This is a genomic window from Candidatus Zixiibacteriota bacterium, from assembly GCA_017999435.1.
In the GTDB taxonomy this organism is placed as follows: Bacteria; Zixibacteria; MSB-5A5; order GN15; family FEB-12; genus JAGNLV01.
The window spans coordinates 200,656-224,855 of record JAGNLV010000004.1 but is presented as its reverse complement, the minus strand read 5'-3'; the positions used below and the strand labels follow the sequence as shown (position 1 = coordinate 224,855).

At 65.9% G+C, this 24,200-nt stretch carries 21 protein-coding genes; 6 read left to right on the top strand and 15 right to left on the bottom strand.

All coding sequences use genetic code 11. From position 1 onward, the window contains the following. Positions 1–73 precede the first annotated feature (73 nt). The 6 genes from KA261_11385 to KA261_11360 form a co-directional block, all read right to left on the bottom strand. On the bottom strand, positions 74–1,402 hold the full coding sequence (locus tag KA261_11385) for a sigma-54-dependent Fis family transcriptional regulator (protein MBP7698401.1): 1,329 nt from the start codon (positions 1,400–1,402) through the stop codon (positions 74–76). After that, the gene (locus KA261_11380; protein MBP7698400.1) at positions 1,395–2,843 is read right to left on the bottom strand and encodes a HAMP domain-containing protein; all 1,449 of its coding nucleotides are present in this window, start codon (positions 2,841–2,843) and stop codon (positions 1,395–1,397) included. The genes KA261_11385 and KA261_11380 overlap by 8 nt, the downstream gene beginning before the upstream one ends. Before the next feature lie 3 nt (positions 2,844–2,846). After that, positions 2,847–3,416: an NUDIX hydrolase gene (locus tag KA261_11375; protein ID MBP7698399.1), complete on the bottom strand. Its 570-nt coding sequence runs from the start codon at positions 3,414–3,416 to the stop codon at positions 2,847–2,849. Next, the gene (locus KA261_11370) at positions 3,397–5,685 is read right to left on the bottom strand and encodes a SpoIIE family protein phosphatase (GenBank protein MBP7698398.1); all 2,289 of its coding nucleotides are present in this window, start codon (positions 5,683–5,685) and stop codon (positions 3,397–3,399) included. The genes KA261_11375 and KA261_11370 overlap by 20 nt, the downstream gene beginning before the upstream one ends. Before the next feature lie 29 nt (positions 5,686–5,714). Further along, positions 5,715–6,137 (bottom strand): ATP-binding protein, encoded by a 423-nt coding sequence (locus KA261_11365; GenBank protein MBP7698397.1) that lies wholly within the window; start codon positions 6,135–6,137, stop codon positions 5,715–5,717. A 90-nt stretch (positions 6,138–6,227) separates the two neighbouring features. Next, a complete protein-coding gene (locus tag KA261_11360) occupies positions 6,228–6,566 on the bottom strand; it encodes an STAS domain-containing protein (GenBank protein MBP7698396.1) in 339 nt (112 codons plus the stop codon). Positions 6,567–6,992: 426 nt separating this feature from the next. On the opposite strand from KA261_11360, the gene KA261_11355 reads away from it, so the two are divergent. Then, positions 6,993–8,843, top strand: a complete 1,851-nt coding sequence (locus KA261_11355; GenBank protein MBP7698395.1) for a hypothetical protein — start codon at positions 6,993–6,995, stop codon at positions 8,841–8,843. 84 nt (positions 8,844–8,927) lie between these two features. Here KA261_11355 and KA261_11350 read toward each other — a convergent pair whose 3' ends face one another. The 9 genes from KA261_11350 to KA261_11310 form a co-directional block, all read right to left on the bottom strand. Further along, positions 8,928–9,362, bottom strand: coding sequence for a 4Fe-4S dicluster domain-containing protein (locus tag KA261_11350; GenBank protein MBP7698394.1), 435 nt, complete (start codon positions 9,360–9,362; stop codon positions 8,928–8,930). Beyond that, on the bottom strand, positions 9,359–10,144 hold the full coding sequence (locus KA261_11345; GenBank protein MBP7698393.1) for a (2Fe-2S)-binding protein: 786 nt from the start codon (positions 10,142–10,144) through the stop codon (positions 9,359–9,361). Before KA261_11345 ends, KA261_11350 begins: the two co-directional genes overlap by 4 nt. 3 nt (positions 10,145–10,147) lie before the next feature. Beyond that, a complete protein-coding gene (locus KA261_11340) occupies positions 10,148–11,923 on the bottom strand; it encodes an NADH-quinone oxidoreductase subunit NuoF (GenBank protein ID MBP7698392.1) in 1,776 nt (591 codons plus the stop codon). Between the two features lie 77 nt (positions 11,924–12,000). Further along, a complete protein-coding gene (locus KA261_11335) occupies positions 12,001–12,483 on the bottom strand; it encodes an NAD(P)H-dependent oxidoreductase subunit E (GenBank protein MBP7698391.1) in 483 nt (160 codons plus the stop codon). After that, positions 12,480–13,043 carry a 2-oxoacid:acceptor oxidoreductase family protein gene (locus KA261_11330; GenBank protein MBP7698390.1) on the bottom strand — a complete coding sequence of 188 codons (564 nt, stop codon included), beginning with the start codon at positions 13,041–13,043 and terminating at the stop codon, positions 12,480–12,482. The genes KA261_11335 and KA261_11330 overlap by 4 nt, the downstream gene beginning before the upstream one ends. Continuing rightward, complete coding sequence (locus KA261_11325) at positions 13,043–13,810, bottom strand: 2-oxoglutarate oxidoreductase (protein ID MBP7698389.1); 768 nt, start codon at positions 13,808–13,810, stop codon at positions 13,043–13,045. The genes KA261_11330 and KA261_11325 overlap by 1 nt, the downstream gene beginning before the upstream one ends. Before the next feature lie 7 nt (positions 13,811–13,817). Next, positions 13,818–14,981 (bottom strand): 3-methyl-2-oxobutanoate dehydrogenase subunit VorB, encoded by a 1,164-nt coding sequence (vorB, locus tag KA261_11320; GenBank protein ID MBP7698388.1) that lies wholly within the window; start codon positions 14,979–14,981, stop codon positions 13,818–13,820. A 20-nt stretch (positions 14,982–15,001) separates the two neighbouring features. Beyond that, a complete protein-coding gene (locus KA261_11315) occupies positions 15,002–15,235 on the bottom strand; it encodes a 4Fe-4S binding protein (GenBank protein ID MBP7698387.1) in 234 nt (77 codons plus the stop codon). Between the two features lie 21 nt (positions 15,236–15,256). Beyond that, positions 15,257–15,988: a cobalamin biosynthesis protein CbiA gene (locus KA261_11310; protein MBP7698386.1), complete on the bottom strand. Its 732-nt coding sequence runs from the start codon at positions 15,986–15,988 to the stop codon at positions 15,257–15,259. A gap of 270 nt (positions 15,989–16,258) precedes the next feature. On the opposite strand from KA261_11310, the gene KA261_11305 reads away from it, so the two are divergent. From KA261_11305 to KA261_11285, 5 genes are all read left to right on the top strand, one after another. Next, complete coding sequence (locus KA261_11305) at positions 16,259–17,080, top strand: hypothetical protein (protein ID MBP7698385.1); 822 nt, start codon at positions 16,259–16,261, stop codon at positions 17,078–17,080. A gap of 62 nt (positions 17,081–17,142) precedes the next feature. Next, positions 17,143–17,910: a citryl-CoA lyase gene (locus tag KA261_11300; GenBank protein ID MBP7698384.1), complete on the top strand. Its 768-nt coding sequence runs from the start codon at positions 17,143–17,145 to the stop codon at positions 17,908–17,910. Positions 17,911–18,054: 144 nt separating this feature from the next. Beyond that, a complete protein-coding gene (locus KA261_11295) occupies positions 18,055–18,714 on the top strand; it encodes a carboxymuconolactone decarboxylase family protein (GenBank protein MBP7698383.1) in 660 nt (219 codons plus the stop codon). After that, positions 18,714–22,268, top strand: a complete 3,555-nt coding sequence (locus KA261_11290; protein MBP7698382.1) for a translocation/assembly module TamB domain-containing protein — start codon at positions 18,714–18,716, stop codon at positions 22,266–22,268. Before KA261_11295 ends, KA261_11290 begins: the two co-directional genes overlap by 1 nt. Further along, entirely contained in the window at positions 22,262–24,196 is a 1,935-nt protein-coding gene (locus tag KA261_11285; protein MBP7698381.1) for a BamA/TamA family outer membrane protein, read from the top strand. The genes KA261_11290 and KA261_11285 overlap by 7 nt, the downstream gene beginning before the upstream one ends. The last annotated feature ends 4 nt before the right edge of the window (positions 24,197–24,200 follow it).

The window sequence follows — 24,200 nt, the reverse complement described above, 5'->3', positions numbered from 1 at the left end:
TCAGGCACTTGCCAATTTTCCGGGATTGGCGGCCGTGGCCGTCCGACACAGGGGCGCCCACTTCCTGTGCGCGTCACTTCAACCCGAGATCCTTGATACGGCGAGACAGGTTGGCCCGGTCGACCTTCAGCTCCCGCGCCGCCGCGGCGATGTTCCCGCCCGCCTCCCGCAGGGCCTGCCGAATGAGTTCCCGCTCGTAGGCCGCCACCCGCTCAGCCAGCGACACGGACGCGCTTCCCGGCAGGCCGGTCAGCGGCGACAGCTCGGCAATGTCGGCCGGTTCCACCCGGCGCCCGGCGCACACGATCGTGAGCCGCTCGATCAGATTCCGCAGTTGCCGCACGTTGCCCGGGTAATCGAGCGTGGCCAACAGCGCCGCGCTCTCGGGGGACAGGCGGGTCTGTCCCGACGGATCGAGGGTGCGCAGAAACTCTCCGGCGAGCAGCGGGATATCCTCGCGCCGCTCCCGCAGCGGCGGGAGCGGGATGACGAAGACCGAGACGCGGTAGTAAAGGTCGGCCCGGAATTTCCCGTCGGCCACCAGGGCGGGGAGGTCCCGGTTGGTCGCGCCGGCCACGCGCACGTCGACCGTGCGCCGCTCCTCGGCACCGAGCCGTTCCACCTCGCCGCTCTCGAGCACGCGGAGGAGCTTGGCCTGGCACTCCAGCGGGAGGTCGCCTATTTCATCCAGGAAGATCGTTCCCCCGTCGGCCAACGCGAACTTGCCGGGGAAATCCCTCACCGCTCCCGTGAACGCACCCCGCGCATGCCCGAACAGCTCCGACTCAAAGAGCGTCGGCGGAATGCCCGGGCAGTTTACCTTGATGAACGGTTTGTCGCGGCGGGGCGACGCGAGGTAGAGGCGGGTGGCCGCGAGCTCCTTGCCCGTGCCGTTCTCGCCGGTGAAGAGGACGGTCACGTCGGTCGCCGCCGCCTGGTCGATCGTCCGCAGCACTTTCCGAATCGCCGCCGACTCGCCGATGATCGGCGATTGCCGGTCCAGCTCGTCTATCATGAGCGCCCGCTGCCGGTCGGCCGCGGACAGCAGCAGGGCGGCCCGCACCGCCGTGAGCAGCTTCTCCGGGGCGACCGGTTTCTCCAGGTAGTCGAGCGCCCCAAGCCGCACCGCCTCCAGCGCCGTCGCGATGTCCGACTGACCTGAAATCACGAGCGCCGGCAGCCGCCGCCCGAGCCGGTTGAGATCGGCCAACCACTCGACGCCCGAACGGCCGGGCAGGTTGAGGTCAAGCAGTACGAGGTCGTAGCGGGCGCTGTCCACCCGCCGCTGCGCCTCTTCAGCCGAGGACGCGGTGTCGGCCCGGTACCCCTCGCCCTGCAGCAGCGAGGCAAAAGCGGCCGTGATGTGCGGCTCATCATCGACCACGAGGATGCGCTCACGCATCATGCGGCTCCCCGGCGTGCGGCAGTACGATCGTGACGGTCGTGCCCCGGTTCTCGACCGACCGGACCTCGAGCCGCCCGCCGTGTTCGCTCACCGTCTTCTCCACGATCGCCAGTCCCAGCCCGGTGCCGTGCGGGCGCGTGGTGAAATAGGGCAGCCGCGCCTCACGCGCCACCTCCGCTGACATCCCCCGACCGGCGTCCTCGACCGCGATAACCGCGCCATCGGGCCCCGCCTCCAGGCGCAGACTGATCCGCCCGCCCGGCGGCGTGGCCTCGATCGCATTCTGGAGCAGATTGTGGATAGCCTCGCGGAAATAGGTCGGGTCGATCGCCGCCGCGACCGGCTCCTCCGGAAGCTCCAGCGTGAACGCGAACCCGGCCAGCTTCCCGCGGTAGAGGTCGGCGACCGACGTCAGGTGCGCCCTCAGATCGACGGTCTCCAGCCTGGGGGCCGGGAGCTTGGCCAGTCGCGAGAAGCGGTCGGCCAGTACGGTCAGGTGCTGCAACTCCTCGGCCACCGCGTCCAGCGGTCGCTGCACCAGTTCGAACGAGGGCGTGCCGCTGAGCGCTTTGCGGATCTGGTAGACGGAGACCGTGATCGGCTGGAGCGGGTTTATCAGTTCGTGGGCGAAGCGCCGCGCGACATGCTGCCAGGCGGCCACCCGCTCGGCCTGAACGAGCCGGGCCGTGGCGGAGGCCAATTGCTGCGACATCGCGTTGAACTGGCCGATCAGGGCGCGGATCTCGCCGACACCCTGCTCGGCCACCGTGATGCCGAACTGCCCCGCGGCGATCTGCCGGGCCGCCCGGTCGAGTTCCGCCACCGGCCGGGCGAGATGGCGCGCCAGGCGCGAGGAAAAGACGTAGGCGAGCCCCACGGTCGCGGCGGCGACCAGACCGAACAGCAGCGCGAGAAACACCGCGTAACGCGTGTGCAGGCCGGGCGCCGCCGACTCGTCCGCCCGCACCCCGCGGTAACTCTCCAGCAGGGCCGCGAACTCCGGAGAATGGGCGAGCCCGCCGACGAGCAGCGTGTCGCCCCGACGAATTGAGGCGTACCGGTACAACCGCTCCCCGACCGGCGCCGTCCCGTGGTCGCGTCCGCTCGCCACCGCCCTGGCCACCGGGGCGGCCACCTCGTGCACGACCTCTCGCCGCGTCCACACCGACTGCACCTTGCCGCCCGCAAAGAGCATGAAAAAGCCCTGGGATTCGAGAATCTCCCGGGCGTTGGGTTGCCCGAGAATCGCCGTAATCGTGCTGTCCAGGAGGGCCCCGTACTGCTCGTGGAGGCGCGCGACGACGGCATCGTCGGCCGGCCCGCGCTCCAGGCCCGGCTCGACCGCCAGGTAGTAGCCGACCGTGACGAGCACAACCGCGGGGACCAGCGCGAACAGCAGAAAGAGGCGAAACAGGCGTGAGCCGAAAGCCGAATGCACGACTCACCTCCTGCGCACACGGCGGTCGTAGTCGGCCAGAGCCTGCCGGTGGGATTCGAACGCTATCCGGTCCGGGAGATCGTCGAACGAAAAGAAGCGCGCCTCCGCGGCGTCGTCCGCCGGACGCAGCGCGCCGCCGATCCGCTCGGCCAGGTAGAGCAGGAGCACGGCGTTCACCCGCGGGTCGTCGGTCCCCGAGTAGACCTCGAAAAAGCCGGTGAGGCGGACGATCAGTCCCGTCTCTTCGGCCACTTCCCGGACGGCGGTCTGGGCGGGATGTTCGCCCCATTCCATGAACCCGGCGGGGAAGCACCACCAGTCCACCATGGGCGGATGCGCCCGCCGGACCAGGAGCACGCGGTCGTCCTCGACGACGATGCCCCCGGCAGCCGGGATGGGATTCTGGTAGAACACGAATCCGCACGCAGAGTCGGGGCAGGCCAGGCGGCTGACGCCGTCGATCGTGGCCGCCGCCAGGGGGCGGGCGCAGCGCGGGCAGAACCGGTACCCGCAGTGGCGGGCCTTGAGATCCCTCAGCCGCGCGTCGTCGAAGTCATGATACTTCTTGTCCATGCGATTCCCTGGAGGCTTCGGCCGCCCGGAGGTGATTCGATTTCATCGTGATGATCGTGGTGTCGTCGCGCGGCGGGAAGGTCGCGTCGAAAGCCCGCACGTCCTCGAGGATGGCCTCGAGGATTTCACCCGCCTCCCGGTGGCGGTGTTCGCGGACAAAGCGCCGTACGCGCTCCTCGCCGTACTCCCGGCCGTCGCCGTCCATCGCCTCCGACAGCCCGTCGGTGAACAGGAAGAGGACGTCGCCGGGACGGAACTGCACGTCGGCCGATTCGTACCGCATCTCGGGGAAAGCGCCGATGATCGGGCCTCCCTGGACGAGCAGTTCGACCGCGCCGTCGCTCCGCACCAGCACCGGGTAGTTGTGGCCGGCGTTGCAGTACTCGAGCCGCCCCGTCCGCCGGTTCAGCTCGCCGTAGAAGAGCGTCACGTATTTCTCCGAGGAGGTGGCGGCCACCACCTGGTCGTTCAGGTGCGTCATGATAGCCCCGATCGGGTTGCCGTTGTTGACCTCGCTGCGAATGATCGCCTGGATCTGCGCGATCATCAGCGCCGCCGGCATCCCCTTGCCCGAAGCGTCGGCGATCACCATCCCTATCCGCGCGTCGTCAATGGGGATGAAGTCGTAGAAGTCGCCCCCGACCGTCCGCGAGGGCGTCGAATGGACGGCGATCTCGCACAGCTCGAGCTTGGGGGGCGCCGCGGGCAGCAGGTCGAGCTGGATCTGCCGCGCCAGGCTCACTTCCTCCTCCAGGCGAAGCCGCTCGAGCGAATCGACATAGAGCCGGGCGTTGGTCAGCGCCGTGACCATCTGGTTCGACAACACCCCCAGCAGGTTCAGGTCCTCGGAGGAGTACCGGTACCCGGCGACCTTGTCGGTCAGGGCCAGGAACCCGAGCATGTGCTTGGCGTCCTTCATCGGCAGGACGAGCTTCACCTGCCGCTCGGTCAGGAGTTCAGCCAGCGGCGAGTTCACCAGGTAGTCGCCGAGCGTCTGGAGAAAGGCGGGGGAGTCCAGGAGGTTGATCCCGCGCAGGAGAAGGTCGTCGCGGCTGAGCACGATCCTCCGCGGCTGGTCCTGGCTTCGGGTCAGCGCGTACTCCCCGACCTCATCGTCGAACAGCACGAAGTAGACGCGCTCGACCAGGAGCGCCGTCTTGAGCGTGTCCTCAATGATCCCCCGGAGCTTGACCGGGTCGAACAGCGAAATCACTTGGCGCGAGAAGCGCTCGATGATGTTCCGGTGATCGGTGCGCGTGCGGATGAAGAGCGTGCGGATGAGGTTGTCGATCGCGTTGTTGATCGGCTGGAACAGCAGCAGGATGACGATGATGAAGGCGTAGCTCACCACCTGCGCCTGGGCGCCGAACAGCGGCGTGAAGAACGAGCGCGACTCCACCACCAGCAGAATGTACAGCCCGACGAGCAGGCCGGAGGTGATCGTGTACACGAACGACTGGCGGAACCGCAACTGCACATCGAGGAACTGGAAGCGGATGGTGGCGTAGGCCAAAAAGACCGCGCCCACCAGCGCCCCCGCGACCACCAGCACCGCCTGGACATCATCCGAAAACAAGCGGGGCAAAAGCAGGCCGCCCGCAAAGGCAATCACGTACGGCGCGAGGCCGATCCGCATCCCGCGGAACAACACCCGCGTCTGCGTCAGCAGACGGGGATTGGTGACCATCCGGCGGCCCGATTCCAGGAAGTAGACGGCCACCACGACGTAGAGGGCGTTGAGCGCCCCGAAGATCTGCTGGTCATAGGCGCGGATCGTGTTGATCGAAAGGAGCAAGAAAGACAGCACTTTGGCCAGCGGATTGAGGATGATGCTCACAAACCCCGAATCCCCTGGCTCGATCTGGAGGAAACGCAGGACCCCCGTGAACTGGTTGTACAGCAAAACGAGCGCGAGATGGAGCGCCGGCGGAGCGAAAATCAGGTACCGCAGACGGTTGTGCTTGAACTCCCGCAGACGGTCCTCCGGGAAAATCCAGGCGAAGAGCAAAAGCAGGGGGAAGAAGAACTCCCAGAGGTGCTGGAGGTGGTAGAGGGTCGATTCCTCGAAGCCCAGGGCGGTGTCGGGGGAAAGCCGCACGATCGCGCCGAGGGCTAAAAAGAGCGGCCCCAGGCCGGCGAAAAACAGCATCGTGGCCGTGACCCGGTTGAGCCGATTGGCGAAGTTGTCCCGGACGATGGTCACCGCCAGGAAGACGAGAAAGCCCCCCGTCAGCAAGAACAGGACTATCTGTACCAACTCGAAGTTCATAGGTCAGACTCGCGCCAGACCGCGTCGCGTCACCTGATCGTCTTGGTGATTGTCACCGACGTGCCGCCCGCGCTCACGTCGATATCCACGCTATCCATCAGCGACCGGACGATGAAAATACCCCGCCCGACCTCTTTGAGGAGGTTTTCCTCCGCCAGGGGATCGCTGACCTGGTCGGGGTCAAACCCCTGCCCCTGGTCCGACACCCGTATCTGCGCCGCGCTGTCGGACCGCGTCACCTCGATCGAGATCTGCTGCTCGGGGTTGACGCGGCCCCCGTGCACAATGGCGTTGTTGACCAGCTCCGAGACCGAGATGGCGATATCGGCGATCACCGATTCGTCCGTTCCCCAGCCGCGCAGGATTCCCTCCACGAACTCGTCGACAGTCGGCAGGTAGTCGTGGCTGGAGGGGACGACGATGGTGTTTCCCTTGATGACGGGTCGTTTCATACTTGTGCTGTCTCCAAAAAAACAGGCAGAGCCGGGCAGGTCTGCCTGTCATGATGATTTCCGCGCCTGGGCTGTCCGCTGCGTCTCCGGCTATCGGAACGACCGCACCGCGTCGTCGACCGAGTCGTACGCATCAAACACCGTCACCAGTTTCGTGATGGTGAGGAGCGACTGTATCTTGTCCGTCACATTGGCCAGTTTCAGTTCCCCCTGGTGATTGCGCAGGGTCGTGTAGCTGGATATCAGGATCCCCAACCCCGTCGAATTCATCCAGTCCACTTTGCCCAGGTCGATGACGACCTGTCGTCTTCCCCGTTCGATGATGTCGTGCAGTTTGTCGTGCAGCAGGCTGGCATCGGGCCCGCCCATGATTTTGCCCTTTGGCTCCAGCACGACCACGCCATCCTGCTCCCGGTCGGTCATCTTCATGCTGATCTCGCCTCCGATACGATTATAGGTACGTACGAACCTGTCCTGATATGGTTTCCTGACCCCGGTGTGCGGGACGGCCGTAGCGTCCCCGGGGGGTCGAGCGCGACTCCCGCGGGGGAGCGGAAGGGTCGAAAACCGCTAACTGGTTAATGAGCCGAAATTTCCGAGGGGTGTCAAGGGGTTTTGTCGTTCTCCGCGCCCCGGTCGCGCCCGCGGGCGCCAAAGTGCGCGGGAACGCCAAGTCCTGCTTGACTTTCGTCCAAAATGGGTTAGCTTGTCCATAGTAGACGCAGGCCGCCGGCGCATCCGGCTGAGGCGCCGGCTCACCTTTGAAGGAACAACTTCCCGGCGCCGAAGGCACTTCTCCGGCCCGGTTCAGTCCGAACGTAACAACCATACTATCCCACCATTCGGAGTGACATTATGCGCCCCCTAACCGCCCTGTTCCTGCCAACCGTGCTGCTGCTGGCCTCGGCCGTCGCGGCCGCCGTCCCTTCGACTATGACCTTCCAGGGCCGCCTGACCGATGACCTCGGCCAGCCCCTGGACACCACCGTCGCACTCACCTTCCGGCTCTATGTCGCGAGCTCCGGCGGCTCCCCCGTATGGGTGGAGACGCACGACGACGTAGTCATTTCGTACGGCGTCTTCGAGGTGCAACTCGGAGAGACCTCCCCGCTAACCCGCTCGCACTTCGACGGTTCGCCCCGCTGGTTGTCGATTGCCGTGGACGGGGGAGCGGAATCGGCTGTCCGTTTGCCGGTGAACAGCTCGGCCTATACGATCCGAGCCAACTACGCCGACACCTCGGGCCGGGCGAAATACGCCGACACCGCCGCTTTCGCAGTAGGCGTCGGGAACTCCGGCTGGGCGGACGACGGAGCAAACGTGCGACTGGTGACCGCCAGCGACTGGCTCGGCATCGGCACGGCCAGTCCGGAAGACAAGGTGCATATCGAGAGCAGCCTGAGCGGGGGAACGGCCTTCCTGAAACTTGAGACCTCGCATGCCTCTAACTGGGGGGAGACGGGCCTGCGCATCGAAACGCCGCAGAACCGCTGGCACCTTCGCATGGACGACGCCACGAACAACAACATTCCCGACGGCGCCCTCGGGCTGCGGAGCCAGGACGTCGGCACCGAAATCATGACCTGGACGAGCGACGGCAAGGTGGGGATTCTGAACACGCTGCCGGAGTATCCCCTGGATGTGCGCTCGACCGCGGTCGCGATTTACGGTCGCACGACCGGGGGCCTCGGGACGGCCGGCGTGTACGGACGGGCGGAGAACGACGGATTCGGGGTGATGGGGACGTCGACGAGCGGCCGGGGCGTCTACGGGGCGAGCGCGAGCGGTTTCGGCGGTTATTTCCTGGGCCCGACCACCTACGTCTCCGGCAACCTCGGCGTCGGGACCGAGACGCCCACCCACAAGTTGACCCTCAACGGCACCCTCGCTTATCAGAGCGCCGGGACGACCAAGTATCACGTCGCCTACTACGGCGGCGGCCTCGATTTCTGTGAAACGGGCGTCGGGGATTACCGCCTCATGATCGAGGACGGGGGAGAGGTGGGGATCGGAACCGCCAACCCGACCGCCAAACTGCACGTCATGGGGAACGTCAAGGTGCGGGACACCCTCACCGCGGGCGCCATCTTCTCCAGCAGCATTGTCGATGAGTTCGGCTTGGCGTCGGCCAAAAACGCCCTTTACGAATCGACGGCCTGCACCGGCTCGTGGAAATCATGTCTGTCCCGGACCATTCGCGTGCCCGCGCCCGGCTGGGTCCTGGCTGTCGCGACGGCCAGAGTGAAGCTGGATCATCCGGGCTCAGGTTCCACTGATGTCAGCGTCGCTCTGTCGGATGATTCGACAACGGCCGACGACTGGTGGTATGCCAACTGGGCGCTCCCCGGCGCGGCCGTGGCCGGGAACTACTACTCGACTCTCAACCCCATGCGGCTATTCCGAACCGATACCGCCGGTGTGTATACCTTCTACGTGAACGCAAGGAGGTTGGACGGGGAAGCTTCTGTTCTGGGCGCCCAAATGCACTGCTTCTTCATCGCCACCAGCTACAGCTTCGATGAGGCTGTTGCGGGCGGCGAGGGGAGCGGCGCGCAGCCGGCTGCTCCCGTATTGACCGAGCTCGGGGACGTTCCGGCGCCGGCCGAAAACCCCGGGGCTGCGGACGTCGCATCAATCCTCGCCGAGCTCTCCGCCCTCCGGCAGGAAGTGGAGTCGCTCAGGAACAAGGTCGAGGCGAACCGATAGAACGGGTTCACTCCGATATTGCCCCAAAACGAGAGGCGTCGGCCGTTTCCGGCCGACGCCTCCGGCTTTTCCTTAGGGCCGGGTTCAGCCGGCTTTTTTGGCGGCTTGCGCGATCGGCCGGTAATCCAGCGCTTTGGTCGGGCAGAACCGGGCGCAGGCCGGGTCCCCGCCGCACAGGTCGCACTTGACCACCCGGTCGTGGGTGTGATCGAGGATCGCGCACCCGAACGGGCAGGCCGCCACGCAGGCCATGCACTTGACGCACGTCTCCTGATTCAGCTCGATCGCCCCGGTCTGTTCGTTGCGCCGGAGCGCGCCCACGAGGCAGGACTTGACGCACGCGGGGTCGTCGCACTGGAGGCACGTGACCGTCACCCAGAGCTTCTCGTGCCCGCCGTCGAGCATGAATATCCGCGACCGCCCCGGCTTGCCGTCCGCCGAATGGGTGAACGAGCAGGCCAGCTCGCAGGTTCGGCAGCCGATGCAGAGATTCGGCCGCACCACCAACCGGGAATTCATCGCGCCGCCTCCTCCCGGTTCCACTGGGCGATCCGCCCCATGGTGCCGGCCAGCTCCGCGCGGTGGCAGGCGTCGCACACGTCGAAGTACTCCCGGGGGATCTCCCGCCGCGCGGCGAGGTTGTCGGCGAATTCGCGGGTGATGGTCGGCGCGCCGCAGCGCGTGCACGTGACCATCTGGAACTGCTTGCCCCAGATTTCCCGCCCGGCGCCGAATTCCTTGTACGTGATAAACCCGGTCGGGCAGATCTGGGCGCAGGCCAGGCAGCCGACGCAATCCGGCGGCGGCTGGTCAAGCGGCGGCGCCACGCGCTTGCCGTGCCCGCGCCCCACCGTCGATATGGCCCGGAAACCCATCGCGTCGCACACCCGCGTGCACAGCGCGCACAAAATGCAGTCGTCCCCGTCCGGCGCCTCCTCGTAGCTCGTCTTCAGAACCCCGTACTCGGCCGCCATCTGCTGGATGAGCGGCGTGCGGGGGTGCCGCGCGAGCTGGAGATCGAGCAGCGTCCGGCGCAGTTCGATCACCGTGTCGGAGTGGGTGCGCACGATCAGCCCGGCCTCGACCGGATAGAGGCAGGAGGTCACGTAGTTCTTCCAGCCCTTCCACTCGTCCCTGGTGATCTCCACGGTGCAGAGCCGGCAGGCGCCGAACGCCTCCACCGCCTCGTGGTTGCAGGTCGCCGGGATGTCGATCTTCTCCCGGCGCAGCACCGCCAGCAGCATCTCGCCCTTCTCCGCCCGCACTGCCCGTCCGTTGACTTGTATCGTAACCGTTGCCATGAGCTATGCCACCTCCACGGCATCCCGCCGGCACACCGCCATACAGGCGCCGCACTTGGTACAGATATCCTGGTTGATCACGTGCACCTTCCCCTTCCGCCCGGTGATCGCGTTCACCGCGCAGGCATGGATGCACGCCATGCAGCCGTCGCACTTCTCCGCCACAATGTCATAGCGGATGAGGGCCGTGCAGACGCCCGCCGGGCACTTGTGGTCCCGGATGTGCGCGAGGTACTCCTCGCGGAAGTACCGGATCGTGCTCACGAAGGGATTGGGACCCGACTTGCCGAGCCCGCAGAGCGAGCCGATGATGATGTTTTCCGAGAGTTTCTCCATCAGGGCGAGGTCGGCCTCGGTCCCGCGGCCGTCGCTGATCCGGTTGGCCAGCTCGTGCAGTTGGAAGAGCCCCTCACGGCAGGGCGTGCACTTGCCGCATGATTCCTCGACGAGGAAGTGGAGGAAGTACTTGGCCACGTCCACCACGCAGGTCCGCTCGTCCATGACGATCATCCCCCCCGATCCCATCATCGAGTAGGCGTCGGTCAACGTGTCGAAATCGACCGGCAGGTCGAGCTTGTCGGCCGGGAGGCAGCCGCCCGAGGGGCCGCCCGTCTGCACCGCCTTGAACGGCCGGTCGTGGAGAATCCCGCCGCCGATACCGTAGATGATCTCGCGCAGCGTCGTCCCCATCGGCACTTCGATCAGGCCGGTGTTGCGCACCTTGCCGACCAGCGAGAACGCTTTCGTCCCGGTGCTCTTTGGCGTGCCGATCGCGGCCAGCCAGGCGCCGCCCTTGGCGATGATCACCGGGATGTTGGCGTAGGACTCGACGTTGTTGAGCACTGTCGGTTTGTCGTACAGCCCCTTGAGCACCGACCGGACGTACTTGGCCCGCGGCTCACCGACCTCGCCGGCCACCGATTTCATCAGGGCCGATGATTCGCCGCAGACGAAAGCCCCCGCCCCGCGGCTGATTTTAATGTCGAACGAGAACTCCGTGCCGAGGATGCCCTCGCCGAGGAGCCCGTACGCGCGTGCCTGGGTGATCGCCCGCTGCAGGTTCTGCACGGCCAGCGGGTACTCCTCCCGCACGTAAATGTAGCCGTCTTTCGATTTCACCGCGAAGGCGCAGATAATCATCCCCTCGAGCACGCTGTGCGGATCCCCCTCCATGATCGAGCGGTCCATGAACGCCCCGGGGTCGCCCTCGTCGCCGTTGCACACGACGTAGTGCGGCCAGTCGTCCGCCGTGGCGCACGACTCCCACTTGCGGCCGGTGTGGAAACCGGCGCCGCCCCGGCCGCGCAGCCCCGAGGCCTTCACCTCGGTGATCACCTGGTCGGGCGTCATCGTCGTCAGCACCTTCGCCAGCGCCTGGTACCCGCCCACCCGGATGTACTCGTCGATCGAGTACTGGTCGATCTTCCCGAGATTTCGCAGCGCGATGCGCGTCTGCTTGCGGTAAAAATCGATCTCGTGGTAGGTCGTCTTGGGCTCGCCGGTGGCCTGGTCCCGGTAGAGCAGCCGCTCGACCGTTTGGTTGCCGCGGATCGACTGCTCGATAATCTCCGGCACGTCGGCGGGCGTCACCCGCGTGTAGAACGTCCCTTGCGGCTCGATCACGACGAGCGGCCCCTTCTCACAGAATCCGTGGCAGCCGGTCTCCTTGAGCGCCTCGACCCGGAAGTCCCTGATCCGTTTCTTCTCCAATTCCGAGCGGAACGCCTGCACGAGCTTGGTGGCTCCATTAGCCAGACAGCCCGGCCCGCAGCAGATCATGACCTTCTTGCCAAGTTTCTTATCCTGCGCCGCCAGGTCGGTCTGCAGCCTGCTCAGTTGCGCGGGGGAGGTGATTTTCACTCGGCCGCCTCCTTCCTGTCCTTCTTCGCTCCGATCGTGAACCGGCGGGCGTCGCTCACCTTGCAGTCTCCGTGGTACTCGTCGTTGATGATGACCACCGGCGCCATGGCGCACGCGCCCACGCAGTTGACCACCTCGATTGTGAACTTCATGTCCCGCGTGGTCTGGCCGGCCTTGATGCCCAGCCGCGTCTCCAACTGCTCCAGAAGCTGCTTGGCGCCCCGGATATGGCAGGTGGTCCCCATGCAGACCCGGATGATCTTGTCGCCGCGCGGCGTGAGGCAGAAGGCGTTGTAGAAGGTCGATACCGAAAAGACTTTCGACAGCGGCACGTGGAGCGCCTGCGCCGCCGCCGTCAGCGCCTCGCACGGCAGGAAATTGTACTCCTTCTGGATATCCTGGAGCACGGCGATGAGCGACCCCGGTTCGGCCGGATACCTCCCGATGATGTCCGGCAGTCTTGAGAAATCGTGCTTCATACGGTGTCCTCCTGGCCGACCCGGGCCGCGGCCAGCCGGCGGCCCTCCTCGAGAAGCCTCAGGTTGGCCTCGAGCACGCTCGCCTTGAACGCCATCTTCTCGCGCACGGTCGCGCGCACCGTGTCGAACGACACGATTCCGGTCGCGCCGATGAGGGCGCCGAGCACCGCGATGTTGGCCGATTTGGGGGAGCCGGCCGCGATCGCCATCTCGTTGGCGGGAACCAGCAGCTGGCGGATGTCTGTGCGGCTGCTGGTCACGTCGATGAGCGAGCTGTTGACGAGCACGAGGCCCCCCGGCCGTACCCGCGGCTCGAATTTGTCGAACGAGGGCCGGTTGAAAGCGCACACCGACCAGGGCGTCGTCACGATCGGAGACCCGATCCGCGCATCCGACACCACCACCGTGCAGTAGGCGGTCCCGCCCCGCATCTCCGGTCCGTAGGAGGGGATCCAGGCCACGTGTTTCCCCTCCTTGATCCCCGCGTAGGCCAGCAGTTGCCCGGCCGTCATGATCCCCTGGCCGCCGAACCCGGCGAACATCACTTCGTACTGCGCCATCACCGCACCTCCGCCGTGGTCTCGGGCGTGCGGAAGCGCCGGAGCGGATAGTACGGCACCATGTTGTCCTGCAGCCACCGCTCCGCTTCCTCCGGCGTTTTGCCCCAGTTGGTCGGGCAGGTCGAGAGGACCTCGACCAGCGAGAAGCACTCGCCCTTCACCTGGTATTCGAAAGCCCGCCGGATCGCCTTCTTGGCGGTGAGGATGTGCCGCGGCGTGTGCACCGCCACCCGTTCGAGATACAGAGGCGTCGCCAGCGTCGCCAGGAGTTCCGACACCCGGATCGGCCAGCCGGTGAGCGCAACGTCGCGGCCGTTGGGCGAGGTCGTCGACTTCTGCCCCGGCAGCGTGGTCGGCGCCATCTGTCCCCCGGTCATGCCGTAAATGGCGTTGTTGACGAAAATCGTGGTGATTTTCTCCCCCCGGTTGGCGGCATGAACGATCTCCGCCATTCCGATCGAGGCGAGGTCGCCGTCCCCCTGGTAGGTGAACACGATCAGGTCGGGGCGCAGCCGCTTGAACCCGGTGGCCAGCGCCGGCGCGCGGCCGTGCGCGGCCTCGAGAAAGTCACAGTTGAAATAGTTGTAGGCCAGCACCGAGCACCCTACTGGCGCCACCCCCACCGTCCGCTCCCGCACCCCCAGCTCATCGATCGATTCCGCCACCAGGCGGTGGATGATGCCGTGGGTGCAGCCGGGACAGTAGTGGGTGACTGTTTCCTGGAGGGCTGTCGGCCGCCGAAAGATGGTTGTCGTCGCGTGTCCCATGCCGTCCTCACCTCTTCTTCCCGGCCGCCTTCTTCTGGGCGTCCGTCTTCCTGGCGGCGGTTTTCCTGGCGGCCCGGCCCGCGGCTTTCGCCGCCGGGGCGCCCGTCCGCCCAAGCATCGCGAGAATCTTGTCCCGCACCTCTTCCGGCGTCGGGACGATCCCGCCCGTCCGGCCGTAGAACGCGACCGGTTTCTTCCCCTGCATCGCCAGCTCGACGTCCTCGAGCATCTGCGCAGTCGACATCTCGACCGTCAGCACGGCCTCGATATTCTTCTTCTCGATCTCGGCGCGGATCTGGTCGGCGGGGAAGGGGAAGAGGGTGATGGGGCGGAGCAGCCCGACCGACACGCCCTCCGCCTCGAGTTCGTCGATTACGGTCTGGCAGATGCGCGCCATCGTCCCGTAGGACACGATCAGAATGCGGTTCTTCCCGGTCACCTTGTAGCACTCGCACCGGACTTCTTCGCGGCGCATGCGCGCGTACTTTTCGGCCAGGTCCCAGGAGTTTTTCTCGAGCTTCTCCGGGTCGAGGAAGAGCGATTTGATGATCCGCGGCCGGCGGCCGCGGGCGCCGGTGGCCGCCCATTCGTCGTTCGGCGGCAGGGGATCCTCCCGGTATTCCTCCGGAAATTCGACCGGCTCCATCATCTGGCCGATCATGCCGTCGCCGATCAACATCACCGGGTTGCGGTACTTGTCGGCGAGGTGGAAGGCGAGCATCATGAGGTCGACGGCTTCCTGGACGCTCGAGGGGGCCAGCACGAGCACGCGGTAGTCGCCGTGGCCGCCCCCCTTGACCGCCTGGAAATAGTCCGATTGGGCGGGGAGAATTCCGCCCAGGCCGGGGCCGCCGCGCATGATGTTCACGATCACCGCCGGCAGGTGGGCCCCCGCCATGTACGAGATCGCTTCCTGCATGAGCGAAATGCCCGGGCTCGACGAGGTCGTGAAGACCCGCTTGCCGGTCGAGGCCGCGCCGAAAAGCATGTTGCCGACCGCCACCTCGCTCTCCCCCTGGAGAAAGACCCGGCCGACTTCCGGCATTCGCTTGGCCATGTACTCGGCGACCTCCGACTGCGGCGTGATCGGGTAGCAGAAGTAACCTTCGGCGCCCGCCCGGATCGCCGCCTCGGCGAGCGCTTCGTTTCCCTTCATCAGTATCTTCGCCATGATGGTGTCCGCTCCGATCCTCAGTAGTCCACGAGGACGAACGTCGTTCCGTGGGCATGTACTTCGATGGCCGCATCGGGGCAGGTGAGAGCGCACAGCCGGCACCCGATGCAGCGGGACGGATCGTGCAGCCGCGCGTAGAAGTATCCCCGCACCGTGATGTCGTCCGACATCGAGAGGATCTTCTGCGGGCACGCTTTCGTGCACAACTCGCATCCCTTGCAGTGATTCTTATCTATGCGTACGCCTGGCATGAGACCGGTCCTCGCCCGGTGTCAGCCGCCCGGCCTGCGGCTCGGCCGTTCCCACGGCTTGAGCAGCAGACGGTCCAGCATGAGCACCGGCACATCTATCTCTTCAGGATTTATTTGCCTGACCTGGTCCTCGAGCGCCGCCACGAACGCAATCGGCAGACCGGTGTCGGCCGCCAGCGCCCGGGCCAGCCGGAGACCCTCGCGGATCGTCTCGACCGTCGTGTGCTCGAGCATGTGCGTGTTGGAAATGATCCCGGTGAACGCCAGCCGCGAGGTGGCCTCGATCTTGGCCATCAGCGCCCGGCAGCCCGCCACGGTCGCCGTAAAGGGCCGGTGGGCGTTCAGCACCAGCAACAGCTCGTAGTCATCAGCCGGGACCGCGTCCGCAAGCGACCCGAGCACCCGCGCCCCCACGTCGTCGCCGCCGACATCAAGAATCAGCGTCCCGCCAAACTGCTCCATCGCCCCGCGCACCTCCGGCAGGATGATCGGCAGGTCGGCGTGGGCCAGGCCGCCCGTCGGGTGGATCGATTGGATGCCAAGTTCGGACAACTGCCGGGTCGCTTCCCGCGACCGGAAATACGGATTGACAATGTCGAGGTCGGCGATCGCCACCGGTTTTCCCCCGGTCAGCGCCAACTGCCGGGCGAGGTTGACCGCCACCTCCGATTTCCCGCTGCCGTAACCGCCGACTATGGTGAGGACCCGTTTGGCGAACGAGGGGGAGGGGTATGTGGGGGTCGGTCTGGCCATCAACACCGGTGCATCCCTTCGAGGCAATTGCCTGGGCCGGCCGACGGTGGGGCGGGTGGGCCCAATCCCCACAAAATCGACCTTACAAAGCCACCTGTTGCTCTCTTGCGAAAAATATCGCCAATGGCGCCGGGCAAGTCAAGCCGATTTGTGAAAATAATAACTTGATTATCGGTTTGACAGTTGCCGCCGCTCTCAATATATTGCGAGGCCGTAAACAGTTAGGTGCACCGCCGACCAGCGGCATCAACCGGAAGGCACTCAAAAGCGATGCTTCGCGCCCCATTTCCGTGCATTTTTCTGGCGGTCGCTCTCGGGCTCGTCCTGGCCGCCTGCCAGTCCGACAAAAAGGAGACCTCACCGTCCGCCGCCGACGATCCCTACGCCGGCTGGAAGACCTACACCAACGGCACCCTCCGCGTCCATTACCCGGAGGGGCATCCGATGGCGGCCCATGTCGAGGAAATGGCGCACGTGTTTCCCGCCCTGATGCGCCGCGACGCTCAGTTTTTCCAGGTCCCCGTCCCCACCGATACCATCGAGGTCTACTTCTACACCGGGGTCGGGCATGGGCATAAGATCACGGGGACGTATTATCCGTACGCCGACACCAGTGTAATTCACTTTTGGCTGCCGAGCAATTACGGCCCGATCATGGCTCAGCTAATGCTCAAGCGGTGGTATCCCGGAGAGCCGAAGTTCCGTTTTCTGAAGCACGGGGTGAGGGCGCTTTTGGAGTTTGCCGGTGTCAACTACCACCAGCGGACGCAGGAGTTGATCGATTCGGGGAAGTTTGTGTCCCTGGCTGAGTTAGCCGCGGACACTGCGTCTGACGATTACCCTGATACCGAGTCCGAACAGATCCGGCGCGCTCTCGGCGCCTCCTTTGTTGACTTTCTCGTGGTCCACGAGGGCATTCGGGCTTTCGGCATGATGTATTCTTCACCGCTGCCGTTCGATTCGACCGTCCAGCGCATGTTCTCGGTTTCGGCCGACAGTCTGCAGCAGCTCTGGCTGAATTTTGTTCCTCTCGGCGCTCATCCTGAGGAACTCGGGAGACTGCCGCGCGAGGCTCCGCCGGCCGTCCCATGATGGGCGCTGTCGGCGCCAGCTCTTCGCATTCTCGACACTTAATATAAACAAAGGTGTGAACGATGCCTGAGGAAACCTGGTCTACCGCCATCACTGATATCGCTCCCGGCCGCATCCGCGTCCGCGGTTACGCCATCACCGATATCATGGAGAAGCTCTCCTACGCCGAGGCCGTCTTCCTCATTCTGAAGGGCCAGTTGCCCTCCCCGGCGGAGGCGGAGCTGATGAACGCCGTCCTGGTGTCATCGATCGACCATGGCGCCTCACCGCCCTCAGTCCTCGGCGCCCGGACCGTCCTTTCCGGCGGCAACTCCCTCAACGCGGCCGTGGCCGGGGGGGTTCTGGTGATCGGGGACACGCACGGCGGCGCTATTGAGCAGTCCGCCAAGCTCCTGCAGGAGTGGGCGGCCAAGAGCGGCGATGTCGAGACACTCGCCGGCGAGCTCGCCAACTGGCTGAAAGTGAACAAAATGCGCATGCCCGGGTTCGGCCATCGCCTCCATAATATCGACCCCCGCACGGGCAAACTCTTCGCCCTCGCCGATCGCCACGGCTACCGCGGACGCCACATCGACCTCTGCAGAGCGATCGAGAAAGCGCTGGCCGAAAAACTCGGCAAAGAACTGCCGATCAACGTCGACGGCGCCATCGCCGCCGTCATCTCCGACATGGGCTTCGACTGGCGGCTGGGGAAAGGGTTCTTCATCATCTCCCGCGTCCCCGGCCTGGTGGCTCATGTGTACGAGGAGATGACGCGCGAGAAGCCGATGCGCCGTCTCGGCCCGCCGCCGTTCAAGTACGATGGTCCGCCGGATCGGGACATCCCGTAGTCTCTCCGGATACGCCGCCTTTCCCTGTGCGCCGGCCGAGCCTGTGGGATCGGCCGGCGCCCGAGCGCATCGAGAACCGCCCCGCGACCCGTGTTAAATCGTTGCCTTTCAGCGCGCCCCATCATTTACTTGGATTCTGTGAATGTGACCGCTGATACCGATGAATTCCGTCGGCGGCTGGCCTGCTTTGTCCCGGACGGGCACACCCGCGAGCGGCTACTGGCGCTCTGGGCCGCGGCCATTGCGCTGGCCGATGAACCGGCGATGAGTTCGGCGTTTCACCTCGCCGCCGGACGCGGGCTGGATCGCGCGTCCCTGTACGAGATCGTCCTCCAGTCGTATTTGTTTCTTGGGTTTCCCCGCATGCTGATCGCCGCCGAGCATCTCCACCGGCAGTATAAAGAGGAGAGGCCCCCCGCGTCTGTGGAGGCGGACTTTGCCGCCGAGGCCTGGTTTGACCGGGGCACGGCGCTCTGCCGCCTCGTCTATGCCGAGAACTATAACCGGCTTCGGGAGCGGGTGGAAGCGATGGCGCCGGAAATATTCCGGTGGATGGTGTTGGAGGGCTACGGGAAAGTGCTCTCCCGCCCCGGGCTGACGATCATCGAGCGGGAACTGGCGATTATCGCCTGCCTGGCGATCGAGAATCGGCCGGCCCAGCTGCACAGCCACGTGCGGGGAGCGCTCAATGTGGGTACGGCACCCGGCCTCGTTCGGGCTGTGGTGGAGGATATCGGCCCGGCGGCCGGCGAGGGCTACCAGACGGCGCGCAGCATCTGTCGGCGCCTGCGGATTGAACTATGATGCGGCGGCTCAGAAAAATCATCCTCGTGCTCCTGGCTGTCGCCATGGCCGTCCTCGTCGGCGGCGCTGTCTACCTGGTTTACCTCGGCGGCATCGAGCGGCTGGCCAACGACCGCCTCCGCCGCATGTTCGCCCAGCAGAACAACCTCGACATCCGGATCGGAAAAATCGGCGGCGACATGTTCAGCCGCCTCTCGCTGCACGACGTGGAGATCTACTATGTCGACAGCACGCACCGCTACCGGCTGGCCCGCTTCCCGGAACTCCGCACCGCCTACTCCTTCCGCAACCTCTGGAACCGGCGCTACATCCTGAATTTCCTGTACATCGACTCCCTCGACGTCACGCTCGTGCAGGACAGCGTCGCCGGCTGGCTCCTGCCCCCGCTGACCCGCCCGGCGGGAGCGGCCAAAGGCCCCTCCGATCTGCCGTCGTTCCTGGTTTCGCAGGTCACGGTCGACCACGGCCGCCTCACTGTGGTCCGCGGCGGCGACACCACGACCGTCCGGGATGTCGCCTTCGCCGCCGCCGTAGAGGGCGACCAGGGGCTGTACACGGCGGATCTCGCCCGCCTCGCTTTTTCTTCCGACCTGCCCGGTGTGAAGCTCGACGCGGGCCAGGGGAAAGTCACCTACGCCGACCGCCGCCTGCTCTTCACCGGCGTCTCCGTGCTCTCCGGCTCGACGCGGCTGAGTCTCGAGGGGAACGTGCGTTTCGAAGACGAGCCGGCCGGGGAGGTGCGTCTGAGCGGCGATGACGTGGATGTCGCCGACCTCGCCCGCTACCTGAACGTCTCGCTGCCCGGCACGGTCGATCTCGCCGGCGAGGTCTCATTTGTCGGCAGGGCGGCCGAGGGTTCGCTGAACCTCGCCGGCAGCCTGAGCATCTTCGACATGCAGAACCTCGTGATCGACTTTCACTACCGCGACAACCTTCTCACTCTCGACAGCCTCTACGGCAGCCTCCTCGGCGGCTGCTCGCTCGACGGCAGCGGGGATATCGACTTCGCCGCCCGGCCCAACACCTACCGGCTGGAGGCCGACATCCGCAACTTCAACCTCGACCGCCTCGTCCCGGGAACCTTCGAATCCGACCTGACCGGACGCATCGCCCTGGAGGGGGAGTCGTTCTCCAGCCGCAGCCTCCGCCTGACCACCGTCGTCGGCCTGTACGAATCCCGCTTCGGCGATTTCCCGATCCAGCAGGCCTACGGCACGATGGTCATCACCGCCGATTCGCTGGTCTTCGTCGATCCCTTCCGCGTCGACTACTTTGAGAACGTTATCTGGGCCGGCGGCGTCATTGACTACGATGACGACATCAACCTGTCGGTCCAGATCGATCTCAACAACCTCGACCGCTATCGGAACACCCGGCTGTTCATCGAGGAGCCGGGCGGGCGCGGTTACGCCGAGGCCACTCTGACCGGCCGCACCGTCGACCCCGATCTCCGGGGGTGGTTCGCCTCCGATTCGTGCTGGATCTACGGTCTGTTCGCCGACACCCTGTACGCCGAGGTGGATCTCGACCGGTTCCTGGCCGGCCGCCGGGGCACGGTCGAGGTCTGGTTCGACCGCGGCTCCACCTGGGGCCTGCCGTACGACACCGGCTACGCCTGGCTGCGCATTGATTCCAACCTCGTGTACATCGACACCGCGCTCGTGCGCAATCCCTACGTGACGGTGGCGGGGGCGGCGGCCCTCGACTACCTCGCCCAGCCCCAGCAGCTCCGCATCGGCGCGCTCCACGTCAATCTGCTCGACCGCAGCTTCTCCAACCCCGAGGAAATGCTCATCGAGGTCGACACCGCCGGTTTCATGTTCCGGCGGGCCGAGATCGGCAACGCCGACGCCCGCCTGTCGCTGGCCGGCCGCATCAACTACGACGAGTCGATGGACCTCCGCCTCACCCTCGAGCGCCTCCCCATCGCGCCCTGGCTCAGCCTCGCGGACTCGACCATTCCGATGGACGGGTACCTGTCGACGACGGCCGCGGTGGCGGGCGATTTCCGGTCCCCGGTCATCCGGCTTGAGGGCGCCGTGGATTCGCTGACCTACGCGGGGCTCGAACTGGGCGACGCGGTGGCCGCCCTGAGTTACGCCGACGCCCGCCTGGACGTCGATTCCGCCTGCATCTATTCGGATTCCGGGGCGTACCGGGCCCGGGGCGTGCTCTATGCCGACCTCGCTTTCACCGCCGATTCGCTCGAGCGCTTTCCCCGGCGGCCCATGGCCATCCGCATCGACGCCCGCGACCGCGACTTCGACCTCGTCAGCCTCCTCCTGCCCTCGGTCGAGGACCTGCAGGGGGACTTCTTCGCCGACTTCGAGCTCTCCGGGCATCCGCGCGATCCCCACGTCCAGGGGGAAGCGTACATCAAGAACGCCCGCCTGAAGTATTTCGACCTCGAGAACTGGATCTTCGCCGACTCGGCAGGCGTGTCCATGCACGACGACAGCATCCTCATCCACCGCATCGAGGCCTATGCGACCGACCGCAACGATCCCTCCGGCGTCGGCCGCCGCCACTATGCCTACATCGACGGCTCCCTCCAGTTGCTGGCGCTCGACAGCCTCGCCTACGACGTCGAGGTGCGCCTGGACAACGAATTTCCCTTCACCTATGAGCTTGAGGACATTCGGGGGAAGGTCGAGGGGCGGCTGTTCGTCGAGGGCCCCACTCCGCCGACGGTTTCCGGCGACATCCAGCTCATCTCCGCCCAGTACCGCGTGCCGTTCGCCGAGGAGGGAGAGGGCTCGCCCATTCTCCGGGCGCTCACCTCCCAGAACACCTGGGACCTCAACGTCAACGTCGAAATCCTCTCGAACTTCTGGATCAAGAATGAAGATATCGACGCCGAGTTCGCCGGCGAGATCAACCTCGTCCGCGAGCGGGGCGTCTACCGCTTCCTCGGCGAAATGGAGGTCCTCCGCGGGCGCGGTTTCCTCTTCGATAAAACTTTCCGGCTCGATCCGGGCAGCAAGGTGACCTTCCAGGGCAGCGACACGCTGAAACCGCAGCTTGACATCACCGGCTCCACCCGCATGACCGCCGTGCGCGCCACCACCGGCGACGAGGGGCCGGTGACCGAGGCCATCGATCTCTGCGTCCACGTCGGCGGCACGCTCGAAACCCCGGAAATCAACCCCTGCGGCGGCGAGGACATCGCCCAGTCCGATCTCCTCCCGCTCATCGTCACCAACTACTACGGGGGCGACGGTCTGGCGGTCGGCGGCCGGCTCGAGGAGCGCGTCCTCGGCCTCGGCTATGCCCAGTTCTCCCAGATCGGCGGCCGACAGCTCAACCGGATCGGCGTCGAGACCTTCGAAATCGACCCGGTCTACAGCGACCAGCTCGGCCCGTGGAACGCCCGGGTGACGCTCGGCAAATACGTGGGAGAAGGTCTGTACGTGTACGGCCGGTCGACCATCTCCGGCCAGACCCGCCAGGAGTACGGCTTTGAGTATCGCTGGTTCAAGGGGGTGCTGCTGGAGGGCCGCCGGGACGAGGACGAGCTCTACCACCTTAACCTGAGGCTGCACTGGGAATGGTGAGAATCGCCCGCCGGGTTTTGCCCGTGGTGCTCGCGCTGGCCGCCGTCGGCGCCTTTGGTCCGGCTGCCGCTGTCGACCGCGACATGCTCCGCCTCATCAAGGACAACCCGCCCATCCGCGACATCGTGATCGACGGCAACGCGCACTACTCCGATGGCCGCATCCGCGAGCAGATGTACGCCCGGCCCCGCACCTTCTGGGCGGCCCTCAAGGGCGACCGCCGCAGCCGTCTCCAGCGCGAAACGCTCGACCGCGACACCCTCGAAATCAAATACCTCTACCTCCGTTCGGGGTTCCTCGGCGTGCGCGTCAGCGAATCGTTCGAGCCGATGGAGACCGGCGCCGGCGTCCGCGTGCGCACGGTCATCGACGAGGGCCGCCGCAGCGTCTACGGCGACGTCCGCATTCAGGGGGAGTACCCGCCGCGCTTGGAATCCCGCTTCCAGCGGGCCGTCCGCGGCCTCAAGCAAGGCGCTCCGGTCAACTACTTCGACCTGGTCGAGACCGGCTTCGAGATGAAGGCGGTCCTCGCCAACAACGGGTATCCCTACGCCGCCGTCACCCCGGAGGTCGATACCGGCGGACCGGATGGCGCGACGGCGATCACTTATGCGATCACCGCCGACTCCCTCGTGCGATTCGGCGGCGTCTCCGTGCGCGGCGTCAAACGGTACCCGGAGTATACAGCCGTCCGCGAACTCAAGTTCAAGCCGGGCGACGTCTACCGGCGCCAGGACCTCATCGATTCCGAGCGGCGGCTGTTCGAATCCGGCTACTTCTCGACCCTGCAACTGCAGCAGGAGGCGCAGCAGTCCGACCGCTACCGCCCCGATTTTGTCCTTCAGGTGCGCGAGCGCAAACCGTACTACCTGTCGTTCACGACCGGGGCCGGGCAGTCCGAGGCCGCCGACCTGACCTGGAGCGTGACCTCCGGCGCCGGCAAGCGCAACCTCTTCGGCTCGCGCCGCCTCGAATTCTACAACCGCGTCGAGTTCTCGCTCGGGGCCGACGCCCGCCTCACCGACCACCTCTACCGCCTCCGCTACACCGAACCCTGGCTGCTGGGATTCCGCATGCCGCTGGCGGTGACCCTCGAATACCAGCCGCGCATCCGCCACGAGGCGCAGGATTTCGACGTCGAGGAGTGGAACGCATCGCTCTCGACCACCCGCCGGGTCGGCCGCCTCACCGATGTCACCGCCGGCATCGAATACCAGTCGGTCGACATCAGCGGCGTCCCGGCTGAACTCGAAGAGGCCGTGCGCGCCGAGGTCGAGGGGCTGTCCATCCGTCGCCGCCTCTATCTGAATCTGCGCCGGGACAGCCGCCTCGATGTCTTCGTGCCCCGCCAGGGCTCGGTGCGCGACCTCCGCACCGAATACTACGGCGGCTTTCTGGGCGGCGACGAGCACTTCTACCGCCTCGAGGGCTCGTGGTCGTTCTACCGCCCGGTCTGGCCGGGCTGGATCTCGGCGACCCGGTTCCGCTCCGGCTACGCGCACGCCTTCGGCGATTCCGAACTGGTCCCCAGCAAAGACCGCTTCTTCCTGGGGGGCGCCAACACGATCCGCGGATTCGCCGAAAACACGCTCGCCCCGACTCTGGCCGACAGCCTGCCGGGCGCCAATTTTACCGTCGTGTGCAACCAGGAATTCCGCTGGAAAACCCTCCAGGTCTTCGCCGTCGTGCCCCTGCTGAACAAGTTGCTGGAGAACATGCCCCTCTGGCAGACGGTCTTCATCGACATCGGCAACGGGTTCACCCGGGTCAGCGAATTCAGCTTCAGCCGGCTGGCCTATTCCTACGGCACCGGCGTCCAGATCATCTCGCCCGCCGGGCCGATCCGGTTGGACTACGCCCGTCGGATCGAGACCGATGATATCCCCTTTGATGATCGCTGGCATTTCACTATATTGTTTGCGTTCTGACCGC